The following is an 18,734-nucleotide window of genomic DNA, read 5'->3' on the forward strand; positions in this document are numbered from 1 at the left end:
GCAGAGCAGGAAACAGCTCCTAAAAAGAAGTATTATTTTTTCTTTAAATTAGGTAAAAAGAGCGCTATAATCCCTATCAACGGCAAATAGGCACAAAGATAATACACGTACGTTATGCTGGTGTGATCGGCAAGATTTCCCAATAAAGCGGAACCTAAACCGCCCATTCCAAAGGCAAAACCATAGAAAAGACCCGAAACCATTCCGAGCTTTTTAGGCAATAATTCTTGCGCATAAACCAAGATTGCCGGAAATGCAGAGGAGATTATGATTCCAATTACAACCGACAAAACGCCTGTCCAAAACAAATCAACATACGGCAACAATAAAGTAAAAGGTGCTGCTCCCAAAACCGAAAACCAAATCACATATTTCCTTCCGAATTTATCGCCTAACGGTCCGCCAATTAATGTTCCAAGAGCACAAGAAGCCAAAAATAAAACCAAATGGAATTGCGCTTCCTGAACCGATAATGCAAATTTTTCGATTAAATAAAAGGTAAAATAACTGGACATACTGGCCATGTAAAAGAATTTTGAAAATATCAGAACCAACAAAATTCCCACTGAGATGACAATCTTTTTTTGGGATAAATTGGGCAAATCGATAACCGTTTTCTTTGCACTTCTTAAACTCAAATGGTTTTGGTACCACAGCGCAATTCTGCTCAAAACAATCAATCCGATGATGGCAACAACTACAAACCAAATGATATAATATTGTGAATTAGGAACCACAATTAAGGCGACCAACAAAGGTCCTATTGCCGTTCCTGCATTACCACCCAACTGAAAAATGGACTGTGCCAAACCACGCTTTCCACCTGATGCCAAAAAGGAGATTCGGGAAGCTTCAGGATGAAAAATGGAAGAACCAATTCCTACCAAAACCACCGAAATTATAATCATTTCAAAACTGGAAGCGTACGACAAACATACAATTCCGGATAAAGTAAAAAGCATTCCGAAAATTTGAGAAAAAGGCTTTGGTCTTTTATCCGTATACAAACCAACCAAAGGCTGCAATATAGAAGCTGCCAATTGATAAGCCAACGTAATTAATCCGATTTGAGTAAACGTTAAATTGAAATTTTCTTTTAAAATAGGATATGCAGCCGGAATTACTGACTGCAATAAATCATTCAATAAATGGGCGAACGCGATTGAAAATAGAATGGAATAAACAGTTTGCTGCGCAATAGGAGTTGTTTCTGTTTTAGAAACAGTATCAAGAGATGCATTCATATTTTATAAAACTTTATTACTAATTATTCGTTCAGATGGAGTCTTTAAAATTTAAACATACTGAACCACAAAATACCAAAATAACAAGGTGACAAACGATAATGGGATACCAAAACCAATCATCATACTGCTTAAACGAGGTTTTAAACCGTGAGAAGAGGCTAAAATACAAGCGGTAATCATTGGTGCCATCGCTGACTCCATTATAGCAACTTGAATAACTTTAGAATGCTGTTGCAAAATTACGACATACAACACGTAAATGAGAGCCGGAGTCAGTATTAATTTATACAAAAGTCCCAATCCTAAGAATTTCCAATGCTGGCTTTTTCGTTCAAAACGCAGCTGCAAACCAACAGAAAGTAAAGCCAAAGGCGTTACTCCACTTCCCAATTTTTGGAATAAAAGCTGCAAATATTCATGGAAATCGACATTAAAAACATTCATCAAACAGGCAATCAAAAAAGTTATAAATGGAGGGAAAAGAAGAATCTTCTTTGCGATTTGAAAACCATTTGGGTTACCACTGGAATATAAAGTTGCTACTAAAATTCCTAAGGTAGAAAGTACCACAAAAGAACCGGGTTGATCGACTAGAATAGCAGTTTTCAAACCTTCTTCTCCATATAATGCTTCAATTATTGGGAAACCCAAAAAGGAAGTATTTCCTAAACCTGCCGTTAAAATTAAACACCCTCTAAGTTTTTTAGACCACCCGAATTTGCTACCTAAAAAACTAAAAAATAAATAGGAAACAACAAAACCAATCCAGGCAACTCCAATTGGAAATAATAATTCATTACTCCATTTTATTTTTGGGATATAATATAAAGCCAAAGCTGGAAGACAGATATAAATAACAATCTTGTTTAATAGCTTGTAGATACTTACAGGAAACCCTTTTATATTTTGGAATACAATTCCAAGGAATAGGAAAACAAAGATTAGGATGAAGTTGGTCATAATACCGCAAAGATATTGACTAATGAGAAATAAAATGAATTCAAAAAAATAAAATTTGTGAAATATCCTTCGCAAAAGAGGAACCATCAAAATGAAATGACATTTTAAGAGAATGACCGTCTATTCATGATAGTTTTTATTATTTTTACTATTCTAAAAAATAGTTTTGCCAAATAAAAAACACCATCCAAGCGCCTTAAACGAAAAACCCGGAATTTCTGCTCCAGAAATTATCAGCGCCGTTGCTGTTGGGAATATTCAGCAATTTAGAAAAATACAACCTTCGACAAAAGAACTTTTTGAAGGGATTTTAGACGAAAATATTACTGCGCTGAGTCGTGCCATTACTTTAGTCGAAAGCACGAATGTCAATCATTTGGCTAAAGCCAATGAAGTAATTAATGCGTGTTTGCCTTATGCCAATAAATCCGTCAGAATAGGAATTACAGGCGTTCCAGGTGTTGGAAAAAGCACCTTTATTGAAGCTTTTGGAAAATACCTGACTGGTTTAGGAAAAAAAGTAGCAGTACTTGCCGTTGATCCCAGTAGTACCATATCGCATGGAAGCATTTTGGGTGATAAAACCCGAATGGAAGAATTGGTCAAAGATAAAAATGCTTTCATTCGTCCATCAGCTTCGGGGGAAACATTAGGTGGTGTGGCTAGAAAAACCCGTGAAACCATAACGCTTTGTGAGGCTGCCGGTTTTGATACCATCATCATAGAAACGGTTGGCGTAGGCCAAAGTGAAACCGCCGTTCACAGCATGGTTGATTTTTTTCTTTTATTAAAAATTTCTGGTGCCGGAGATGAATTGCAAGGTATCAAACGCGGAATCATGGAAATGGCAGATGCTATTGTCATCAACAAAGCCGATGGTGATAATATCAAAAGAGCCAATCTTGCCAAACTGGAATTCAATAGAGCGTTGCATCTTTTTCCTGCAAAGAAATCAGGTTGGACTCCTACAACTGCAGCCTGCAGCGCCATAACTCATGAAGGAATATCCGATGTTTGGGAAACCATTCAAAAATTCCTGGAGCTGACAAAAGGGAATAATTATTTCTTTGAAAAACGAAAAGAACAAAACCAATATTGGATGTTGGAAACCATAAACGAACAGTTGAAAACGAATTTTTACAGCAATCCGGAAATTCAAAAATCACTGGAATCAACTAAAAAAGCGGTGCAAAATGATGAAATTTCACCCTTTGCAGCCGCTCAAAAATTATTGGAAAAGTATTTTAAAAAAGACTAAAATATTATTTTATGATCTTTCTTTCTAAATAGGTTTCGTAACCGTATTTAATCATCATTAAGCCTAAGGCGATCTTAGCAAATTTCCCTATAACATACCCTATTGTATGCCCATAATTATAAGCATCACCAAAATTTCCATTAGAACGAATTTCAAAAGGCAAAAAATTAAAAACACCTTTAATTATAAGCAGTGAGCCATAAATAAACATGAAATACATAAATACATTTTTCATTTGAATATGAGTTAAGTAAAACAAAATATTAGTTACTCTTCGTAAAGTTTGATTTCTCGATCATAAAACTCATTCGCAAGAACGATTAATCCTTCCATTTCAGCATTTAATTCTGCCTCGTCTAGATCTTCAGCTTCTTCCATAAACTCTACCTCATCATCTTTAAGATTAATGATAAATCTTGGGTAATCAAGGTGTATGATGAAAATATCTTCGGGAAAATCAGTATTGTCGCCCAGTAAAAATTTTGGTAATTCCATGAATTTAATATTTAAGTAATTTATTATTTTATTTATTCTCGTTTTGCATCACCAACTTTCTTGTCAATCTCGCAAAGCGAATATACAAAAATAAAGCGGCAGCTGTTAATCCCGCTAAAAGTCCTATCCAAATTCCAACAGCTTTGAGTTCTGTATATTTTCCTAAATAATAGGAAATAGGAAAACCAATAACCCAATACGCCACAAAGGTAATATACATAGGGATTTTCACATCTTGCAAACCACGTAATGCTCCCAAAACAACCACTTGAATTCCATCAGAAATTTGGAAAATGGCCGCAATCAATAGCAATTTTGAAGTGATTAGGATGATTTCTTCGTTATCCAACATTTGAGTCGAATCGCTCATATTCAAGAATAGATGCGGTAAAAAATTATGAAATGCCACAAATATTATCGCAAAGATCGTTTCTAATATAATTGCCAAAAGAAAAATAGATCTTGCCACGACAATCAAGTTTTTATAATCGTTCATTCCTTTCGTGTGACTCACTCGGATCATTGCGGTAACACTTAATCCCATAGCTACCATAAAAGTTGAGGATGCCAGAATAAGTGCAATCTGATTGGCAGCCTGACTATTTTTGCCCAAGGAACCGGAAAGCCAAATCGCAGCGGTAAACAACGTTACTTCAAACAACATTTGCATTGCTGAAGGCATACCCAGATTAATAATTTTTTTCAAAATTGACTTGCGGATTTCTTTAAAACTGAAATTCTTAAAATATTTTTTCAATGCTGAGTTTCGTTTCATTAGGTAATGCATGAAAACCACCATCATTATTCTGGACAGAACCGTTCCCAATGCAGCTCCGAGAATTCCTAATTTTGGAAAAATCCAAATTCCGTAAATCAAAACATAATTAAAGAAGATGTGTACCACATTTGCCAAGAAAATAGCATACATCGAATATTTAGTTTTGGCTAAACCATCCGCAAATTGTTTGTAACCCTGATACATAATCACTGGAATCAATGAAAACGCCACCCAGTCAATATATGGAGCGGCCATATCAGCCACTTCTTTGGGTTGGTGCATCATATACATAATTTGTTTGGAAAGCACTGTCAATATAAATAATGCAACTCCTAATACCGTACATAAAAGCAAGCCGTGGTGAAAAGTAGTACGGATTTTTTGATCGTCTTTTTCGGCATCAGCCTCAGCAACTAATGGCGTTATTGCAGTAGAAAAGCCTATCCCTAAAGACAATGCAATAAATATAAAGCTATTTCCCAGCGAAACCGCAGCCAACTCAGTAGAACCTAACTTGCCTACCATGAAATTATCAACTATACCTATTAGTGTATGTCCTAGCATTCCTAAAACAACAGGATACGCTAATTTAATGTTATAAGAAAACTCTTTGAAGTATTTTGATAAATTCACTTTCTATCTTTTTTTGGGCAAATATAATTAGAAGCTTTCAATAGTATCGATAGTATTTCATTTATAACAATTGTTTTTTTTTGGGAAGTTCAACAAAACAAGGAATTCTATAACAAAACAACTTAATTCTATAACTTTTAAAAAACTTGGAGTCTTACTTTTGCACCGTTGTTTTCAACCAAACAAAACCCTTAAAAACAACAAAATATTAAAAAATACAATTATGAAAATCGCAGGAAAAATTAAATTCGCACTAGCACTTACAATCTCAATGATGTTTGCTAGCAATGTAGAAGCTCAAGAAACAAACAAAGCAACAAATTACGATCAAGGATTTCGTTTAGGATTTGGAGCAAATGCTGGATATTCAGTAAATGATCCTTACAAATTGGTATTAGGAGCTGATGTAAGAGGACAATATGATTTATCAAAAAGATACTCTTTGACGTTGACTACGGGTTACACTAATTTATTTGTAAGTAAATCTGATACGTTTCCTGGTCAAACAGAAGGAAAAGATTTAGGTATTATCCCAGCAAAAGCAGGTTTTAAAGCTTTCGTATGGAATGACCAATTTTACTTAATGGGAGAAGCTGGTGCAGCATTTGCTACAAGTAATGTAGACAATACCAGAGACAAAACTTCTTTATTGTTATCTCCAAGTATAGGTTATGCTACTAAATACATAGATATTTCTTTGAACTATACTCACTACAATCATTTTGATCGTTTAAACAGTAACGGTTCTCTTGGTAGAGGAGTTGGACAAGTTGGTGTACGTTTAGCTTATGGTTTCAAACTATAATCCACGAATAATTCCATAAAAAATGCGCTGAAATTCAGCGCATTTTTTTTGTCTATTCTTTTTTCAACATTTCTTTATACATCTCAAAATTAGCTTTTACTTTTTCGTCTAATTGCGGTTCTTTGATATCAGTATATTTTTGCATTTCTTCCCAAATAATTTTGGCCACAACGTAACGTGCCATTTCCTTATCATCAGCAGGAATAATATACCACGGTGCATTTTCAGTAGCAGTTTTATTAATTGCCTCCTCATAATACTGCATATATTCATCCCAATGCTCGCGCTCTTTCAAATCTCCAGGCGAAAACTTCCAGTGATGCTCTACTTCTTCTAATCTTCGCAGCAAGCGTTTGCGTTGCTCTTCCTTACTCAAGTGAAAATAAAATTTCAAAACAATAGTTCCGTTTTGCGTAATGTGTTTTTCAAAATTATTGATTTGCTCCAAACGGTTTTGCCAAAACTGAGGCGTAATATCTTCTACTTTTTCAATTCCAGGCAAATTTTCATTCAAAATATATTCCGGATGGACGCGTGTTACCAAAACATTCTCATAATGCGTTCTATTGAATACTGCAAATTTCCCTTTTTCTGGCAAAGCCAAATAATGTCTCCACAAGTAATCGTGTTCCAGCTCCGTTGAATTGGGTGTTTTAAAACTATGCACCTCAACACCGCGCGGATTAAATTCCTCAAAAACTTCCCGAATCAGACTATCCTTCCCTGAGGTGTCCATCCCCTGCAAACAAATCAAAACGCCGTATCGATTGTGCGCGTACATCACATCCTGCAATTCGCTCAACTTCGCCTGAACCTTATCCAGTTTCTCCTCTTTTGCGTCATCACTGGCGCCATTAAACAAGTTCGTTGGGATTTTGGCTAATTCAATTTTGCCAATCACTTTAAAATCATCAGGATTTATAGACTTCATAAGAAATATTTTATCTTTGTAAACTCAAATATAACAAATTATAAGGAGCATTTTCCAGCTATTCGTTTCAATCTTTTATTATTTTAAAGAAAAATAATAAAAGGATTTCCACTGCTATCTGGGCTAGGCACTCCTTTTCAAAACATATACTATGGAAAAATTCACACTCGAATTACTGTTTCAAATCATCGGAATTGGTTCTGCATCAGGACTCATTTATAAAGACAATTCCCTACTGATTATTGGGGACAACAGCGGTTTTCTTTATGAATACCACATGGATTCCAAAGATTTAAAACGCCATCCATTACTGGAAAACCCCACTGAAAACACACTCAAAAAAGACAAAGCAGATTTTGAAGCCATAACGCATTTCGGAGATAGTTTGTATGTTTTTGGTTCCGGTTCTACTGAGAAAAGAAACAAAATGATACAAGTCAATGCTACTGATAAAAAGATAATCGCCACAAATGACCTCACCGATTTATATGCCGTCATGCAAAATTTTGGAGAAATAAAATCCGAAGATTTCAACCTCGAAGGCGCTATCTATAATGGCGAAAGTTGGTTTTTATTGAATCGTGGCAACGGAAGTTCCAATAAGAATGTCCTTTTCACCATCGAAGGAAAAAATCTGACTAACGATTTTGCTATTCTATCAAACGAATACAAACTCCCAAAAATAAAAGGAGTACGCAGCAGTTTTACCGATGCAATATTAGTTGACAACAACATTTATTTTTTGGCCACAGCCGAAGATACCGAATCTACTTATGATGATGGTGAAGTTTTAGGAAGTCTTATTGGGAGCATTAACCTGAAAACCATGAAAATAGATTTTACCCAGAAAATTAGCAGTACCCATAAATTCGAAGGACTGACTTTATACACCAATTCAAAAGAAAAAATAGAATTCCTGCTCTGTGAAGACAAGGACACAGAAATCTTGGAAACAGATATTTACAAATTGACTTTAGACAAAAAATAATTTATATTTCAGTCAAAATAACAGAACGTTAAATTTAGATTAAATAGAAAATCAAAATAGATTTCAACCGTAAAACGCACTACTTTTACAGTAAACTAAGCCTTTATCGGCCTAAATAATATACAAAATGACAGATTTAAAAAATAAAAATGCCCTAATCACTGGCGCAGGAAAAGGAATTGGAAAAGCAATCGCTTTGGCATTAGCCAAAGAAGGAGTAAATATAATTCTAGTTGCCAGAACACAAGAAGAAATCGATAGTGTAGCGGCAAAAGTGCGTTCTTTGAGAGTAAAAGCACTGGCAATAACCGCTGATGTTGCTGATATTAATTCGGTAAACGCTGCCGTTGAGAAAGCTTTAGCCGAATTTGGAACCATTGATATTTTAATCAATAATGCCGGAATAGCTGCTTTTGGAAAATTCTTAGAATTAGAACCGACCGATTGGGAACGCATCATTCAGGTAAACTTAATGGGAACATATTATGTCACTCGCGCCGTTTTGCCAAATATGATCGAAAGACAAACAGGTGATATCATCAATATTTCTTCCACAGCAGGATTAAGCGGAAATGCGTTAACGAGCGCTTATAGTGCTTCAAAATTTGCTGTTTTAGGATTAACGGAATCATTGATGCAGGAAGTTCGCAAGCATAATATTCGTGTAACGGCATTAACACCGAGTACTGTTGCGACTGACATGGCCAAAGAATTAAAACTGACAGACGGCAATCCGGAAACCGTAATGCAAGCAGAAGATATGGCCGAATTAATCATTGCGCAACTGAAACTAAACCGACGCGTTTTCATCAAAAACAGTAGTATTTGGTCTACGAATCCATAAAATTTTCAACCATGTAAGTCATATAAGTTTTTAAAACCATTAAGGGATTAAGAAAATTAAGCATAAAACTTAATGAACTTAATCCCTTAATAATTTTCTAATCTTTTGCTTAGATGACTTATATGGTTGAAATAGTTTAAACTTACACAAAAGCCGAAACAAAATCCATTCGTACACTTCCATCTTCATCAATTTTCGTCAAATTAATATCATGCAACGTATTTACTAATTCTGGATTCCAAGGTGTTTTCACTTTCACATAATTTTCAGTGAAACCGTGAATATATCCTTCTTTATTTTCACTTTCGAACAAAACAGTTCTATTACTACCCAATTGGCTTTCGTAAAAAGCACGACGTTTTTTCACTGATAATCCTCTTAACATTTTGCTGCGTTTTGCTCGAACATTAGCAGGAACAACTCCTTCCATTGCAGCGGCTTCAGTATTATCTCGTTCCGAATACGTAAATACGTGTAAATACGAAATATTCATTTCATTCAAGAAATGGTAGGTTTCTAGAAAATGTTCATCTGTTTCGCCAGGAAAACCAACAATCACATCCACACCAATACAAGCGTGCGGCATTACTTCCCGGATTTTGTTTACTCTTTCAGTATATACTTCACGTTGGTAACGACGTTTCATCAACTTTAGAATTTCATTGCTCCCTGATTGCAACGGAATGTGAAAATGCGGAACAAATGTTCTACTTTTTGATACAAATTCTATCGTTTCATTTTTCAATAAATTTGGCTCAATAGATGAAATTCGTAATCTTTCGATTCCTTCTACTTTGTCTAATTCCTGAACTAATTCTAAGAAGGTATGCTCGTGTTTTTTATTTCCGAATTCTCCTTTTCCGTAATCCCCAATATTTACACCGGTAAGAACAATTTCTTTGATATTTTGTTTTGAAATTTCTGAAGCATTTTTCAATACATTTTCCAATTCATCACTTCTCGAAATCCCTCTTGCTAATGGAATAGTACAGTAAGTACATTTGTAATCACAACCATCTTGTACTTTCAAGAAAGCACGAGTTCTATCTCCTATCGAATAGCTTCCCACGTAAAAATCAGCTTCGGCAATTTCGCAGGAATGCACTTCGCCAAAATCATTTTTAGACAGATCATTGATATAATCTGCCAATTTAAATTTTTCAGTTGCACCAAGAACTAAATCCACTCCATCTACACTCGCTAATTCTTCCGGTTTCAATTGCGCATAACAACCCACGGCCGCAACAAAGGCTTTGTCATTCAATTTCATTGCTTTTCGCACGACTTGTTTGAACTGCTTATCAGCGTTTTCAGTAACTGAACAGGTATTAATCACGTACATATCAGCCACTTCTTCAAAATCTACGCGGTCAAATCCTTCGTCTTGTAAGTTACGGGCAATTGTAGAAGTCTCTGAGAAGTTTAGTTTACAGCCTAAGGTATAAAAGGCTACTTTTTTTCTGTTTTCCATAAGATAACTCAATTAATGAAATCGTTGTCAAAAAATTGAGTGTGCAAATTTACGAACTAAATTCTGGAAAATGAAATCAATAATTTCTATATCTTAGCATCTTCTTGACCAATAATTTACACTCTAATAGATGAAAAAAATAATTTCAATTACATTACTTTTTATTGCGGTTCAAATAAATGCTCAGAACAACATTGAATGGGATGGAAAATACCAACTGCAGCTTTCCGATTTTCAATCCAGCGCTACTCAAATTGGGAATGTGAAAATCAATAGTATTCATACCGCTTCAAGTCTTGATTTCGCTTTCCAAATGAGCAATATTGAGTTTATGTTTACCAAGAATTTTAATTCAAAAGTGAATTCTACATTCAAGCGTGATGCCGCATCCATTATAGCAATTGATAATAATACAGCAAACTATTTAGTGAATTTTGCACAATATGAATTTGATTTATCCGAACACTATGCCCGTAAATTGCGAAAAGAAATTTACGACCAAAAAGGGACTTTTTCTGACGCCAGTTTTTTACAAGTACTTTATGATGCCATTCAGAAACAATACACTGAGGAACATGCAATTGCTTCAAAAATAACGGACCTTGGACAAAATGAGAAAAAGCTATTAGAAATTAGAACTGAGGTTCTTAAAAGAATACAAGAATATCCTGATTTTTGTAAAAGTTGTAAACCTCCTAAAAAGATAAAATAAAAATCTTTAGCTAGTTCAAATTCTCGATAGCATCCACAAAAAAACCATTAAGAAATTAAGTGTATTAAGAACTGCTCTTAAACTACCTTAATTTCTTAATGGTCTAAATTATAATTTAACAAATCTTAATTCAAGATAAATCGTCTCACCACCTCAGCCACGCCGTGATTATTATTTGACGCTACGATAAAATCTCCTTTATCTCTCAATTCAGGATCTACATTATCAACCCAAACGCCCAATCCAGCATATTCAATCATGGTTAAATCATTCCCTGCATTTCCTACAGCAATAATTTCACTTTGAAGAATATTTAATTTTTCGGCTAAAAATTTGATACTGGCCCCTTTATCAATTCCGTTTTGAGCTACTTCAAGAAAAAAGGGTTTTGACATGCTCACACTAAGATGCGGCATAGCTGCTTTCAAATCTTTCTCTACTTCTTTTAAATAACTTGGCTCTTCCAATAAAATACATTTTACAGCTGAAGATTGCACTTCTTCTTTAAAACTAATTACTTTATTGTGTTCCAAACCTGTGATATTTTTTTCGATTTCAATATATTCAGAATCCGTTTCACTTATAATTTTCCCATTTACGTAAGTAATAATATGTGTCTTACTTTTCAAACTGTAATCATACAATTCATGGATTTGTTCTTGGGTTAACGTTTGTTCAAAAATGATTTTATCTTCCTTCAAATCTGTAATAACAGCACCATTATACGATATCATATATGAATTATCCAATTGTAATTCTTTGGCATATGCAGTCATCGCCGGAGTTGGTCTTCCTGAAGCCAAAACGATATGAACACCCAATTCTCTTGCCTTAGACAACATCACTTTATTTTCGTTTGAAATGGTATGATCGTCGTTCAACAAAGTATCATCCATGTCCAAAACCAACATTTTATATTTCATTCTATTTATTTTATTGTGAATGAGTTAGATACTCATTCTGAATTCTTCAATAACAGGGTTTACTTTTGCAAATTCGGTTTCTTGAACGAACAATTCAACCGCTAAATCCGAATTTCCAAATCCTCCCAATCGAGCCGATTGTATATTATTTTTTACTACCACATTTACACCAATAGCTTCAATTTTTTCTTGTAACGCCATTGCTAAAATTTCACTTCCCGAAAACACTTTCATTAATCCCATTTCACTCTTTATTTAATTATTTTGTACCGTTTTCTTCACCGCCTTCTAATTCCTCAAAATCCTCTTCTGCATCTGCCTCCAAGTTTTCTTCTTCCTCAAAATCTTCATCGTCTTCATCCTCATCTTCTCCATCAAAATCGAATTCATAAGGCTCCTCTAACATTTTCTCTGCAAGAACTTCTATTCGTTCCGTGAATTGTTCCGAAAAAATAATACGTTGGGTTCTCACAATACTATTCGAAATACGCATGATTTTTGTTTCATGACGCAATTTCAAGATTGGATCAGCATCATCCAAAATAAACATTTTCAATCGGTTTACGTTAAATCCAGCCGTAGTAAACATTTCACTCAACTTATTTGGAGTCCCAATCAAAACGTCAATTCCGCTGGAGATATAATTTTTATCGTATTCCATGTCCCCTTTGTCATGGACACCATAGACTTCTAAATTAGAATTCTTTCCGTATTTTTCAAAAAGCGATTCCATTTCCAATACTTTCGCTTTGTCTTCGACAATAATCAAAGCCCTTGGTGATTCTTCGGTTGCGCCTGCCAATCTCTGAATTACATTTAGCACAATTGTTGTTGATTTCCCGCTTCCTTTTGGTGCAATAATAATACAATCCGAACCACTTTTCAGTGTCGAAAATGTTTCTTTTTGCATCGCATTGGCTTCAGTCAAACCGTTTTCAATTAAGGCTAGTTGTAACTCTTCGTTTATTTTTTTTAGTTTCATTTTTTATGATTGAAAGATTAAAAATTAAAAGACTAAAAGATTAAAAGATTAAAACTATTACCAAATCTTTAAATCATTGAATTTTTAAATCATTAAATTAATTTTATTTCGACGCAAATAACTTCACATCATTCTCAGAAATTTCGCTTCCGCCAAGAATAATCAAGCGCTCCACCACATTTCGTAATTCACGGATATTTCCTGTCCAATCGTATTCCTTCAGTAAATTAATCGCTGCTGAAGAGAATTTTTTGACTGCATTTCCTTGCTCCGAAGCAATCTTGTCTGCAAAATGTGAAATCAACATTGGGATATCATCTCGTCTTTCATTCAAAGCCGGAACTTTTATCAAAATCACTGCCAAACGATGGTACAAATCTTCCCGGAAACGCCCTTCGGCAATTTCGACTTTCAAATCTTTGTTGGTAGCTGCAACCACACGAACATCGACTTTGATGTCTTTGTCCGCTCCCACTCTGGTAATCATACTTTCCTGTAAAGCACGCAATACTTTGGCTTGCGCCGAAAGACTCATATCACCAATTTCATCTAAGAAAATAGTCCCTTTATCCGCCGCTTCAAATTTTCCTGCACGATCTTTCACCGCCGATGTAAACGCTCCCTTTACGTGACCGAATAATTCACTTTCAATCAATTCAGATGGAATCGCAGCACAGTTTACTTCAATTAAAGGGAAATTAGCGCGTTCGCTTTTCTCGTGTAATTGATGCGCAACCAATTCTTTTCCGGTTCCGTTGGGTCCCGTGATTAAAACTCTAGCTTCAGTTTGTGCTACTTTCTCAATCATCACTTTGATGTGATTGATAGCTTCGCTTTCGCCAATCATTTCGTAATTCTTGCTGACTTTTTTCTTCAGAATTTTATTCTCAACTACGAGTTGTTTTTTGTCTAAAGCATTGCGAACCGTATTCAATAATCGGTTTAAATCGGGTGGTTTTGAAATATAATCAAACGCTCCCAAACGCATTGTATTGATTGCCGTTTCCATATCGCCATGACCAGAAATCATTACCATAGGAATTTCGGGTTTGATTTTTTTGACTGCTTCTAATACCTCAACACCATCCATTTTTGGCATTTTGATATCACACAAAACCAAGTCGTAATCGTTATTCTTTATTTTTTCAAGACCTGCAACACCATCTTCGGCTTCTTCAACCTGATAAGTGTCATTTTCTTCAGAGAGTATTTTTGTAAGTACTCTTCGAATTGCAGCTTCATCTTCTATGATTAGTATTTTACTCATTTTTGATAATTTGTTTAATCGTTAATTCGGTACTTTGTTTAATCGATTAAAAGAATAACTAAATAACCGAACTAATCTAAATTTAATATTTCAACCAGCGGTACATTTCACTCCATGTTGGTTTTTTGCCGTACATAAGTATCCCAATTCGGTACACTTTTGCAGCAAACCAAACGACGCCAAAGAAGCTTCCGAATAATAGCGTTACTGAAATGGCGATTTGCCACAAAGGTACGCCAAACGGAATTCGCATTAGCATTACGATAGGAGAAGTCAGCGGAATCATTGAAAAAACAACTGCAACTGTGCCATGTGGATCATTGATAACCGTAAAAAATCCAACGTAAACGCTCAACATTAACGGCATAATGATTGGCAACAAAAATTGCTGTGAATCCGTTTGATTATCTACTGCGGCGCCAATTGCCGCGTAAAAGGAACTGTACAGAAAATAACCGCCTATGAAATAAATCACAAATCCAATCAAGATACTTGCAATGGGTAAATTCCATAATTCCTTAATATACATTTGGGCAGTTCCGGTCATTTCTTGCTGTGCAGTCTGCATCATTTCTGGTGAAATTCTGGCTGTAGGCCCCACATTTACTCCAAAAAATACGGAGGCTGCAAACATTAATGATAGTCCGATTATTGCCCAAATAAGGAATTGCAACAATCCTGCTAATGAAGTTCCTATGATTTTTCCCATCATCAACTCAAATGGTTTCACGGAGGAAATTATGATTTCTACTATTCGGCTGGTTTTTTCTTCAATGACACTTCGCATCACCATGTTTCCGTAGATGATTATGAACATCATAATAAGATACCCAAATGCGCCACCAATCCCGATTTTGATTTCGTTAAGTCCTTTGACACTTTCTTCACCAGATGCTTTTGTCAAGCTAATATTCACTTTTGACTGGGCGTTTTTAATAGCCAGCGTATCTAAATGTGCTTTTTCTAAATTATTTTTGGTCAGTTTATTTGCAATTACATCCTGAACATTTTCAATGAATGAAATACTGGGACTGCTGTTTGAAATAAATTGGATTTTACTTTCGAATTCCTTAGTATTACTCGCCTTTGGGATATACAATAATCCTTCATAGCTTTCATTTGTGATACTGTCTTTGAGTAATTTTAAATCTATGAGAGACAAATCAAGGTATTTGTATTCCTCATTTTTATTGTTCTGCGACGTAAATTCCTTTACAAACATTCCCGATTCGTCATGAATGGCAATTCGCTTTGTTTCTGCTTTCATGGAACTTAAATACGCCACAAATGATGCAATTGCTACAAACAGTAACGGACTTAAAAAAGTCATAACAATAAAAGATTTATTCCGCACTTTGGCAATAAACTCTCTTTTTATGATTAATGTTATTATAGACATTTTAGATTATTATATTATTGGACATTTTAGACTGTTAGAATTATAAACCTTTAGATTTTCTAAAAATCTAAGAAGTCTAACCATCTATTGTGTTACTGTTTGAATAAAAATATCATTGACACTTGGAATTTTTTCTACAAAATGTGTTACTTGTCCACGTTGTGTGAGAATATTCAATAATTCATTTGGTGTGGCATTCCCGAGTTGGATTTCCAATTTTAATTCGTTGTTCAGTGATTTAAAATTAGCCGGACCAACAGTGAATTTTTGTGTAATTGCATACATTAACCCTTCTACATTGTCCGATAAAATGCCCACTTCAAAACTATTGGTTTTAAATTGTCTTTTGACATCATCCAATTTTCCTTCAATCAGTTTATTGGATTTGTGTATCAAAGCGATATGATCACATAATTCTTCAACGCTTTCCATACGGTGTGTAGAGAAAATTATGGTTGCTCCTTCTTCTCGCAATGCCAGAATTTCATCTTTGATAATATTGGCATTTACTGGATCAAAACCAGAAAAAGGTTCATCAAAAATCAACAGTTTAGGTTTATGCAAAACGCAAACTACAAACTGAATTTTTTGGGCCATTCCTTTAGAAAGCTCTTGGATTTTCTTGTTCCACCAGCCTTGAATTTCTAATCTTTCGAACCAATACTCGAGTTGTTTTTTGGCTTCAGCCTTAGAAAGCCCTTTCATTTGAGCCAAATACAAGCATTGTTCTCCCACTTTCATCGTGTTATACAATCCTCTTTCTTCGGGTAAATAGCCTATATATTGAACGTGTTTTGGTTGCAATTTTTCACCATCCAAAATAATTTCACCACTATCAGGCAATGTAATTTGATTTATAATTCGGATAAGTGATGTTTTTCCGGCTCCATTTGGACCTAAAAGTCCGTAGATACTTCCTTTTGGAACAGCTAATGAAACCTCGTTAAGCGCCACATAATCACCGTATTGCTTGACAACTTTATTCACTTCAAGAATATTACTCATGCTCATTTTTTAATTGGTGTAAAAGTAAATAATTAGTACCGAAATACTTAGAATAGTTACATAAAAAACCCATCCTTATTTTAACAAGGATGGGGAATATATTTTAAAAAGCATCGAAAAATTGTATCTCAACTTTTATTATGAAAACATGTCTTTCACTTTCTCAAAAAATGACTTGTCTGATTTTTCAGGATTTGGAATAAAATTCTCATCGGTAAGATTTTTTTCAAAAAACTGTTTTTGTTCTTTGTTTAGTGTTTTTGGAGTCCAAACATTTACATGCACCAATAAATCTCCGTTTCCGTACCCATTGATACTAGGAATTCCTTTTCCTTTTAATCTTAGAATTTTACCAGATTGAATTCCTTCTTCCAGTTTAATTCTCACTTTTCCGTTTATAGCTTCGATATCTTTAGAAATTCCAAGAACCGCTTCAGCAAAACTGATGTATAAATCGTAGTGCAAATTCTCTCCTTCACGTTTCAGGAACTCATGCTCCAATTCTTCAATTGCAACAATCAAATCTCCTGGAATACTGTTTCCCGGAGCATCGTTTCCTTTATTAGAAACTTTCAACTGCATTCCGTCAACAACACCTGCAGGTATTTTTATAGAAACTGTTTCATCTTCAAGAATCATTCCTTGTGAATCTGCTTCTGATGGTTTTTTATCTAAAATTTGGCCTGAACCACTACACGTTGGACATGTAGAAGCTGATTGCATTCTTCCCAAAATGGTATTCGTAACACGCATCACTTGTCCTTGACCATTACATGTAGAACATGTTTTATAAGTAACTCCAGGCGCTTGAACTTTACGTTTTACTTTTACTTTTTTCTCAACGCCATTGGCAATTTCTTCTAATGTCAATTTTACTTTGATACGAAGGTTGCTTCCTTTAGCACGACGAACTCCGCCGCCTCCGCCGCCTCCAAAACCACCAAAACCGCCACCGAAAATATCACCAAACTGACTGAAAATGTCATCCATATTCATTCCGCCATGACCACCTCCGCCAAAACCGCCTGAACCATCAAAAGCTTGATGCCCATATTGATCGTATTTGGCCTTTTTCTGAGGATCACTTAATACTTCGTAAGCTTCAGCAGCTAATTTGAATTTATCTTCTGCCGATTTGTCTCCAGGATTTTTGTCAGGATGATATTGTAAAGCATTTTTTCTATATGCTTTTTTAATTTCAGCAGCATCAGCATTTTTTGAAATGCCTAATATTTCGTAAAAATCTTTTTTCATTTTTATTTTTTCTTTTGTTGAAATGCACTGCAATGCGCATCCATGCGTGATATAAATACGCGATTAATCGCGAATCTATTACTGCCCTATTACAACTTTTGGAAAACGAATAATCTTGTCTCCTAATTTGTATCCTTTTTCAAGAACATCAACAATTTTCCCCTTCATCTTTGGCGCAGGAATCTGAGTGATTGCTTCAGCAAAATCAGCATCAAAAGCGTCTCCAGCTTTTACATCAACTTGCTCTAATCCTTTAGAAACTAAAGTACTTTTTAGTTTTTCATAAATAAGCTCCACTCCTTTAGCCAACAATTCGTCATCCGATTTGTTAATTTCAACCAAAGCTCTGTCAAAATCATCTAAAACTGGCAACATAGCCAATAAAACTTCCTGATTAGCGGTTTTGAATAATTCGATACGTTCTTTAGAAGTTCTTCTTTTATAATTTTCGAATTCAGCAAATAAGCGTAAATATTTATCTTTTTCTTTGGCTAAATCTTGCGTTAATTGCTCTTCTACACTTAATTCCTCAATAATCATTTGCTCCCCATTGGCATTATTTTCTAATGTCGCATCATCTAATTCTTGATCGATTTCTGTATTTTCAGTAGTCATAGTATTCGTATTTTTAAAAATATTCTTAAACTTCATTTTTATTCTTTTCTTTGGATTGCAAAAGTACTGCCAATTCTTTTAAAATGTCAAATTGTCACCTTTTTGTCGATTTGACTTTTCTTTTCAACATAACTACTAAAGACTTAAAATTTTAAGATTATTTTAAG

At 34.8% G+C, this 18,734-nt stretch carries 20 protein-coding genes; 5 read left to right on the top strand and 15 right to left on the bottom strand.

Annotation, left to right across the window (positions count from 1 at the left end):
• Window positions 1-32 precede the first annotated feature (32 nt).
• Window positions 33-1,244: an MFS transporter gene (locus tag IWX80_RS01980; protein WP_196851956.1), complete on the bottom strand. Its 1,212-nt coding sequence runs from the start codon at window positions 1,242-1,244 to the stop codon at window positions 33-35.
• Between the two features lie 51 nt (window positions 1,245-1,295).
• The gene (locus tag IWX80_RS01985; protein ID WP_196851957.1) at window positions 1,296-2,207 is read right to left on the bottom strand and encodes an AEC family transporter; all 912 of its coding nucleotides are present in this window, start codon (window positions 2,205-2,207) and stop codon (window positions 1,296-1,298) included.
• A 166-nt stretch (window positions 2,208-2,373) separates the two neighbouring features.
• On the opposite strand from IWX80_RS01985, the gene meaB reads away from it, so the two are divergent.
• Window positions 2,374-3,465: a methylmalonyl Co-A mutase-associated GTPase MeaB gene (meaB, locus tag IWX80_RS01990; RefSeq protein ID WP_442899810.1), complete on the top strand. Its 1,092-nt coding sequence runs from the start codon at window positions 2,374-2,376 to the stop codon at window positions 3,463-3,465.
• Window positions 3,466-3,469: 4 nt separating this feature from the next.
• Here meaB and IWX80_RS01995 read toward each other — a convergent pair whose 3' ends face one another.
• From IWX80_RS01995 to IWX80_RS02005, 3 genes are read right to left on the bottom strand one after another with little or no spacing between them, the layout of a single operon-like run.
• Window positions 3,470-3,700, bottom strand: coding sequence for a hypothetical protein (locus tag IWX80_RS01995; protein ID WP_196851958.1), 231 nt, complete (start codon window positions 3,698-3,700; stop codon window positions 3,470-3,472).
• Between the two features lie 32 nt (window positions 3,701-3,732).
• Window positions 3,733-3,960: a hypothetical protein gene (locus IWX80_RS02000; RefSeq protein ID WP_091204000.1), complete on the bottom strand. Its 228-nt coding sequence runs from the start codon at window positions 3,958-3,960 to the stop codon at window positions 3,733-3,735.
• Window positions 3,961-3,988: 28 nt separating this feature from the next.
• The gene (locus IWX80_RS02005) at window positions 3,989-5,371 is read right to left on the bottom strand and encodes an MATE family efflux transporter (protein WP_196851959.1); all 1,383 of its coding nucleotides are present in this window, start codon (window positions 5,369-5,371) and stop codon (window positions 3,989-3,991) included.
• Window positions 5,372-5,594: 223 nt separating this feature from the next.
• On the opposite strand from IWX80_RS02005, the gene IWX80_RS02010 reads away from it, so the two are divergent.
• Window positions 5,595-6,176, top strand: a complete 582-nt coding sequence (locus tag IWX80_RS02010; RefSeq protein WP_196851960.1) for a hypothetical protein — start codon at window positions 5,595-5,597, stop codon at window positions 6,174-6,176.
• Between the two features lie 52 nt (window positions 6,177-6,228).
• Here the strand turns inward: IWX80_RS02010 and IWX80_RS02015 are convergent, their stop codons facing one another.
• A complete protein-coding gene (locus IWX80_RS02015) occupies window positions 6,229-7,107 on the bottom strand; it encodes a PPK2 family polyphosphate kinase (RefSeq protein ID WP_196851961.1) in 879 nt (292 codons plus the stop codon).
• 151 nt (window positions 7,108-7,258) lie between these two features.
• On the opposite strand from IWX80_RS02015, the gene IWX80_RS02020 reads away from it, so the two are divergent.
• Window positions 7,259-8,095 (top strand): DUF6929 family protein, encoded by an 837-nt coding sequence (locus tag IWX80_RS02020; RefSeq protein WP_196851962.1) that lies wholly within the window; start codon window positions 7,259-7,261, stop codon window positions 8,093-8,095.
• A 127-nt stretch (window positions 8,096-8,222) separates the two neighbouring features.
• A complete protein-coding gene (locus IWX80_RS02025; protein WP_113665311.1) occupies window positions 8,223-8,939 on the top strand; it encodes a 3-ketoacyl-ACP reductase in 717 nt (238 codons plus the stop codon).
• 142 nt (window positions 8,940-9,081) lie between these two features.
• Here the strand turns inward: IWX80_RS02025 and mtaB are convergent, their stop codons facing one another.
• The gene (gene mtaB / locus IWX80_RS02030; protein ID WP_196851963.1) at window positions 9,082-10,410 is read right to left on the bottom strand and encodes a tRNA (N(6)-L-threonylcarbamoyladenosine(37)-C(2))-methylthiotransferase MtaB; all 1,329 of its coding nucleotides are present in this window, start codon (window positions 10,408-10,410) and stop codon (window positions 9,082-9,084) included.
• Between the two features lie 130 nt (window positions 10,411-10,540).
• On the opposite strand from mtaB, the gene IWX80_RS02035 reads away from it, so the two are divergent.
• A complete protein-coding gene (locus IWX80_RS02035) occupies window positions 10,541-11,122 on the top strand; it encodes a hypothetical protein (RefSeq protein WP_196851964.1) in 582 nt (193 codons plus the stop codon).
• A gap of 125 nt (window positions 11,123-11,247) precedes the next feature.
• Here IWX80_RS02035 and IWX80_RS02040 read toward each other — a convergent pair whose 3' ends face one another.
• The 8 genes from IWX80_RS02040 to IWX80_RS02075 all read right to left on the bottom strand — a co-directional run bounded on the left by IWX80_RS02040 (window position 11,248) and on the right by IWX80_RS02075 (window position 18,603).
• A complete protein-coding gene (locus tag IWX80_RS02040) occupies window positions 11,248-12,045 on the bottom strand; it encodes a Cof-type HAD-IIB family hydrolase (RefSeq protein WP_196851965.1) in 798 nt (265 codons plus the stop codon).
• A 24-nt stretch (window positions 12,046-12,069) separates the two neighbouring features.
• Window positions 12,070-12,288 (bottom strand): DUF2007 domain-containing protein, encoded by a 219-nt coding sequence (locus tag IWX80_RS02045; RefSeq protein WP_113633582.1) that lies wholly within the window; start codon window positions 12,286-12,288, stop codon window positions 12,070-12,072.
• Window positions 12,289-12,304: 16 nt separating this feature from the next.
• Window positions 12,305-13,027, bottom strand: coding sequence for a DEAD/DEAH box helicase (locus IWX80_RS02050; protein WP_196851966.1), 723 nt, complete (start codon window positions 13,025-13,027; stop codon window positions 12,305-12,307).
• A 103-nt stretch (window positions 13,028-13,130) separates the two neighbouring features.
• The gene (locus tag IWX80_RS02055; protein ID WP_113665305.1) at window positions 13,131-14,294 is read right to left on the bottom strand and encodes a sigma-54-dependent transcriptional regulator; all 1,164 of its coding nucleotides are present in this window, start codon (window positions 14,292-14,294) and stop codon (window positions 13,131-13,133) included.
• An 82-nt stretch (window positions 14,295-14,376) separates the two neighbouring features.
• Window positions 14,377-15,693, bottom strand: a complete 1,317-nt coding sequence (locus IWX80_RS02060) for an ABC transporter permease (protein WP_196851967.1) — start codon at window positions 15,691-15,693, stop codon at window positions 14,377-14,379.
• 84 nt (window positions 15,694-15,777) lie between these two features.
• Window positions 15,778-16,698 carry an ABC transporter ATP-binding protein gene (locus IWX80_RS02065; protein WP_196851968.1) on the bottom strand — a complete coding sequence of 307 codons (921 nt, stop codon included), beginning with the start codon at window positions 16,696-16,698 and terminating at the stop codon, window positions 15,778-15,780.
• A 138-nt stretch (window positions 16,699-16,836) separates the two neighbouring features.
• On the bottom strand, window positions 16,837-17,952 hold the full coding sequence (dnaJ, locus tag IWX80_RS02070) for a molecular chaperone DnaJ (protein ID WP_091164593.1): 1,116 nt from the start codon (window positions 17,950-17,952) through the stop codon (window positions 16,837-16,839).
• A 78-nt stretch (window positions 17,953-18,030) separates the two neighbouring features.
• Window positions 18,031-18,603 carry a nucleotide exchange factor GrpE gene (locus tag IWX80_RS02075; protein WP_196851969.1) on the bottom strand — a complete coding sequence of 191 codons (573 nt, stop codon included), beginning with the start codon at window positions 18,601-18,603 and terminating at the stop codon, window positions 18,031-18,033.
• Window positions 18,604-18,734 lie beyond the last annotated feature (131 nt).

Source organism: Flavobacterium sp. CAN_S2 (assembly GCF_015752255.1).
GTDB lineage: Bacteria > Bacteroidota > Bacteroidia > Flavobacteriales > Flavobacteriaceae > Flavobacterium.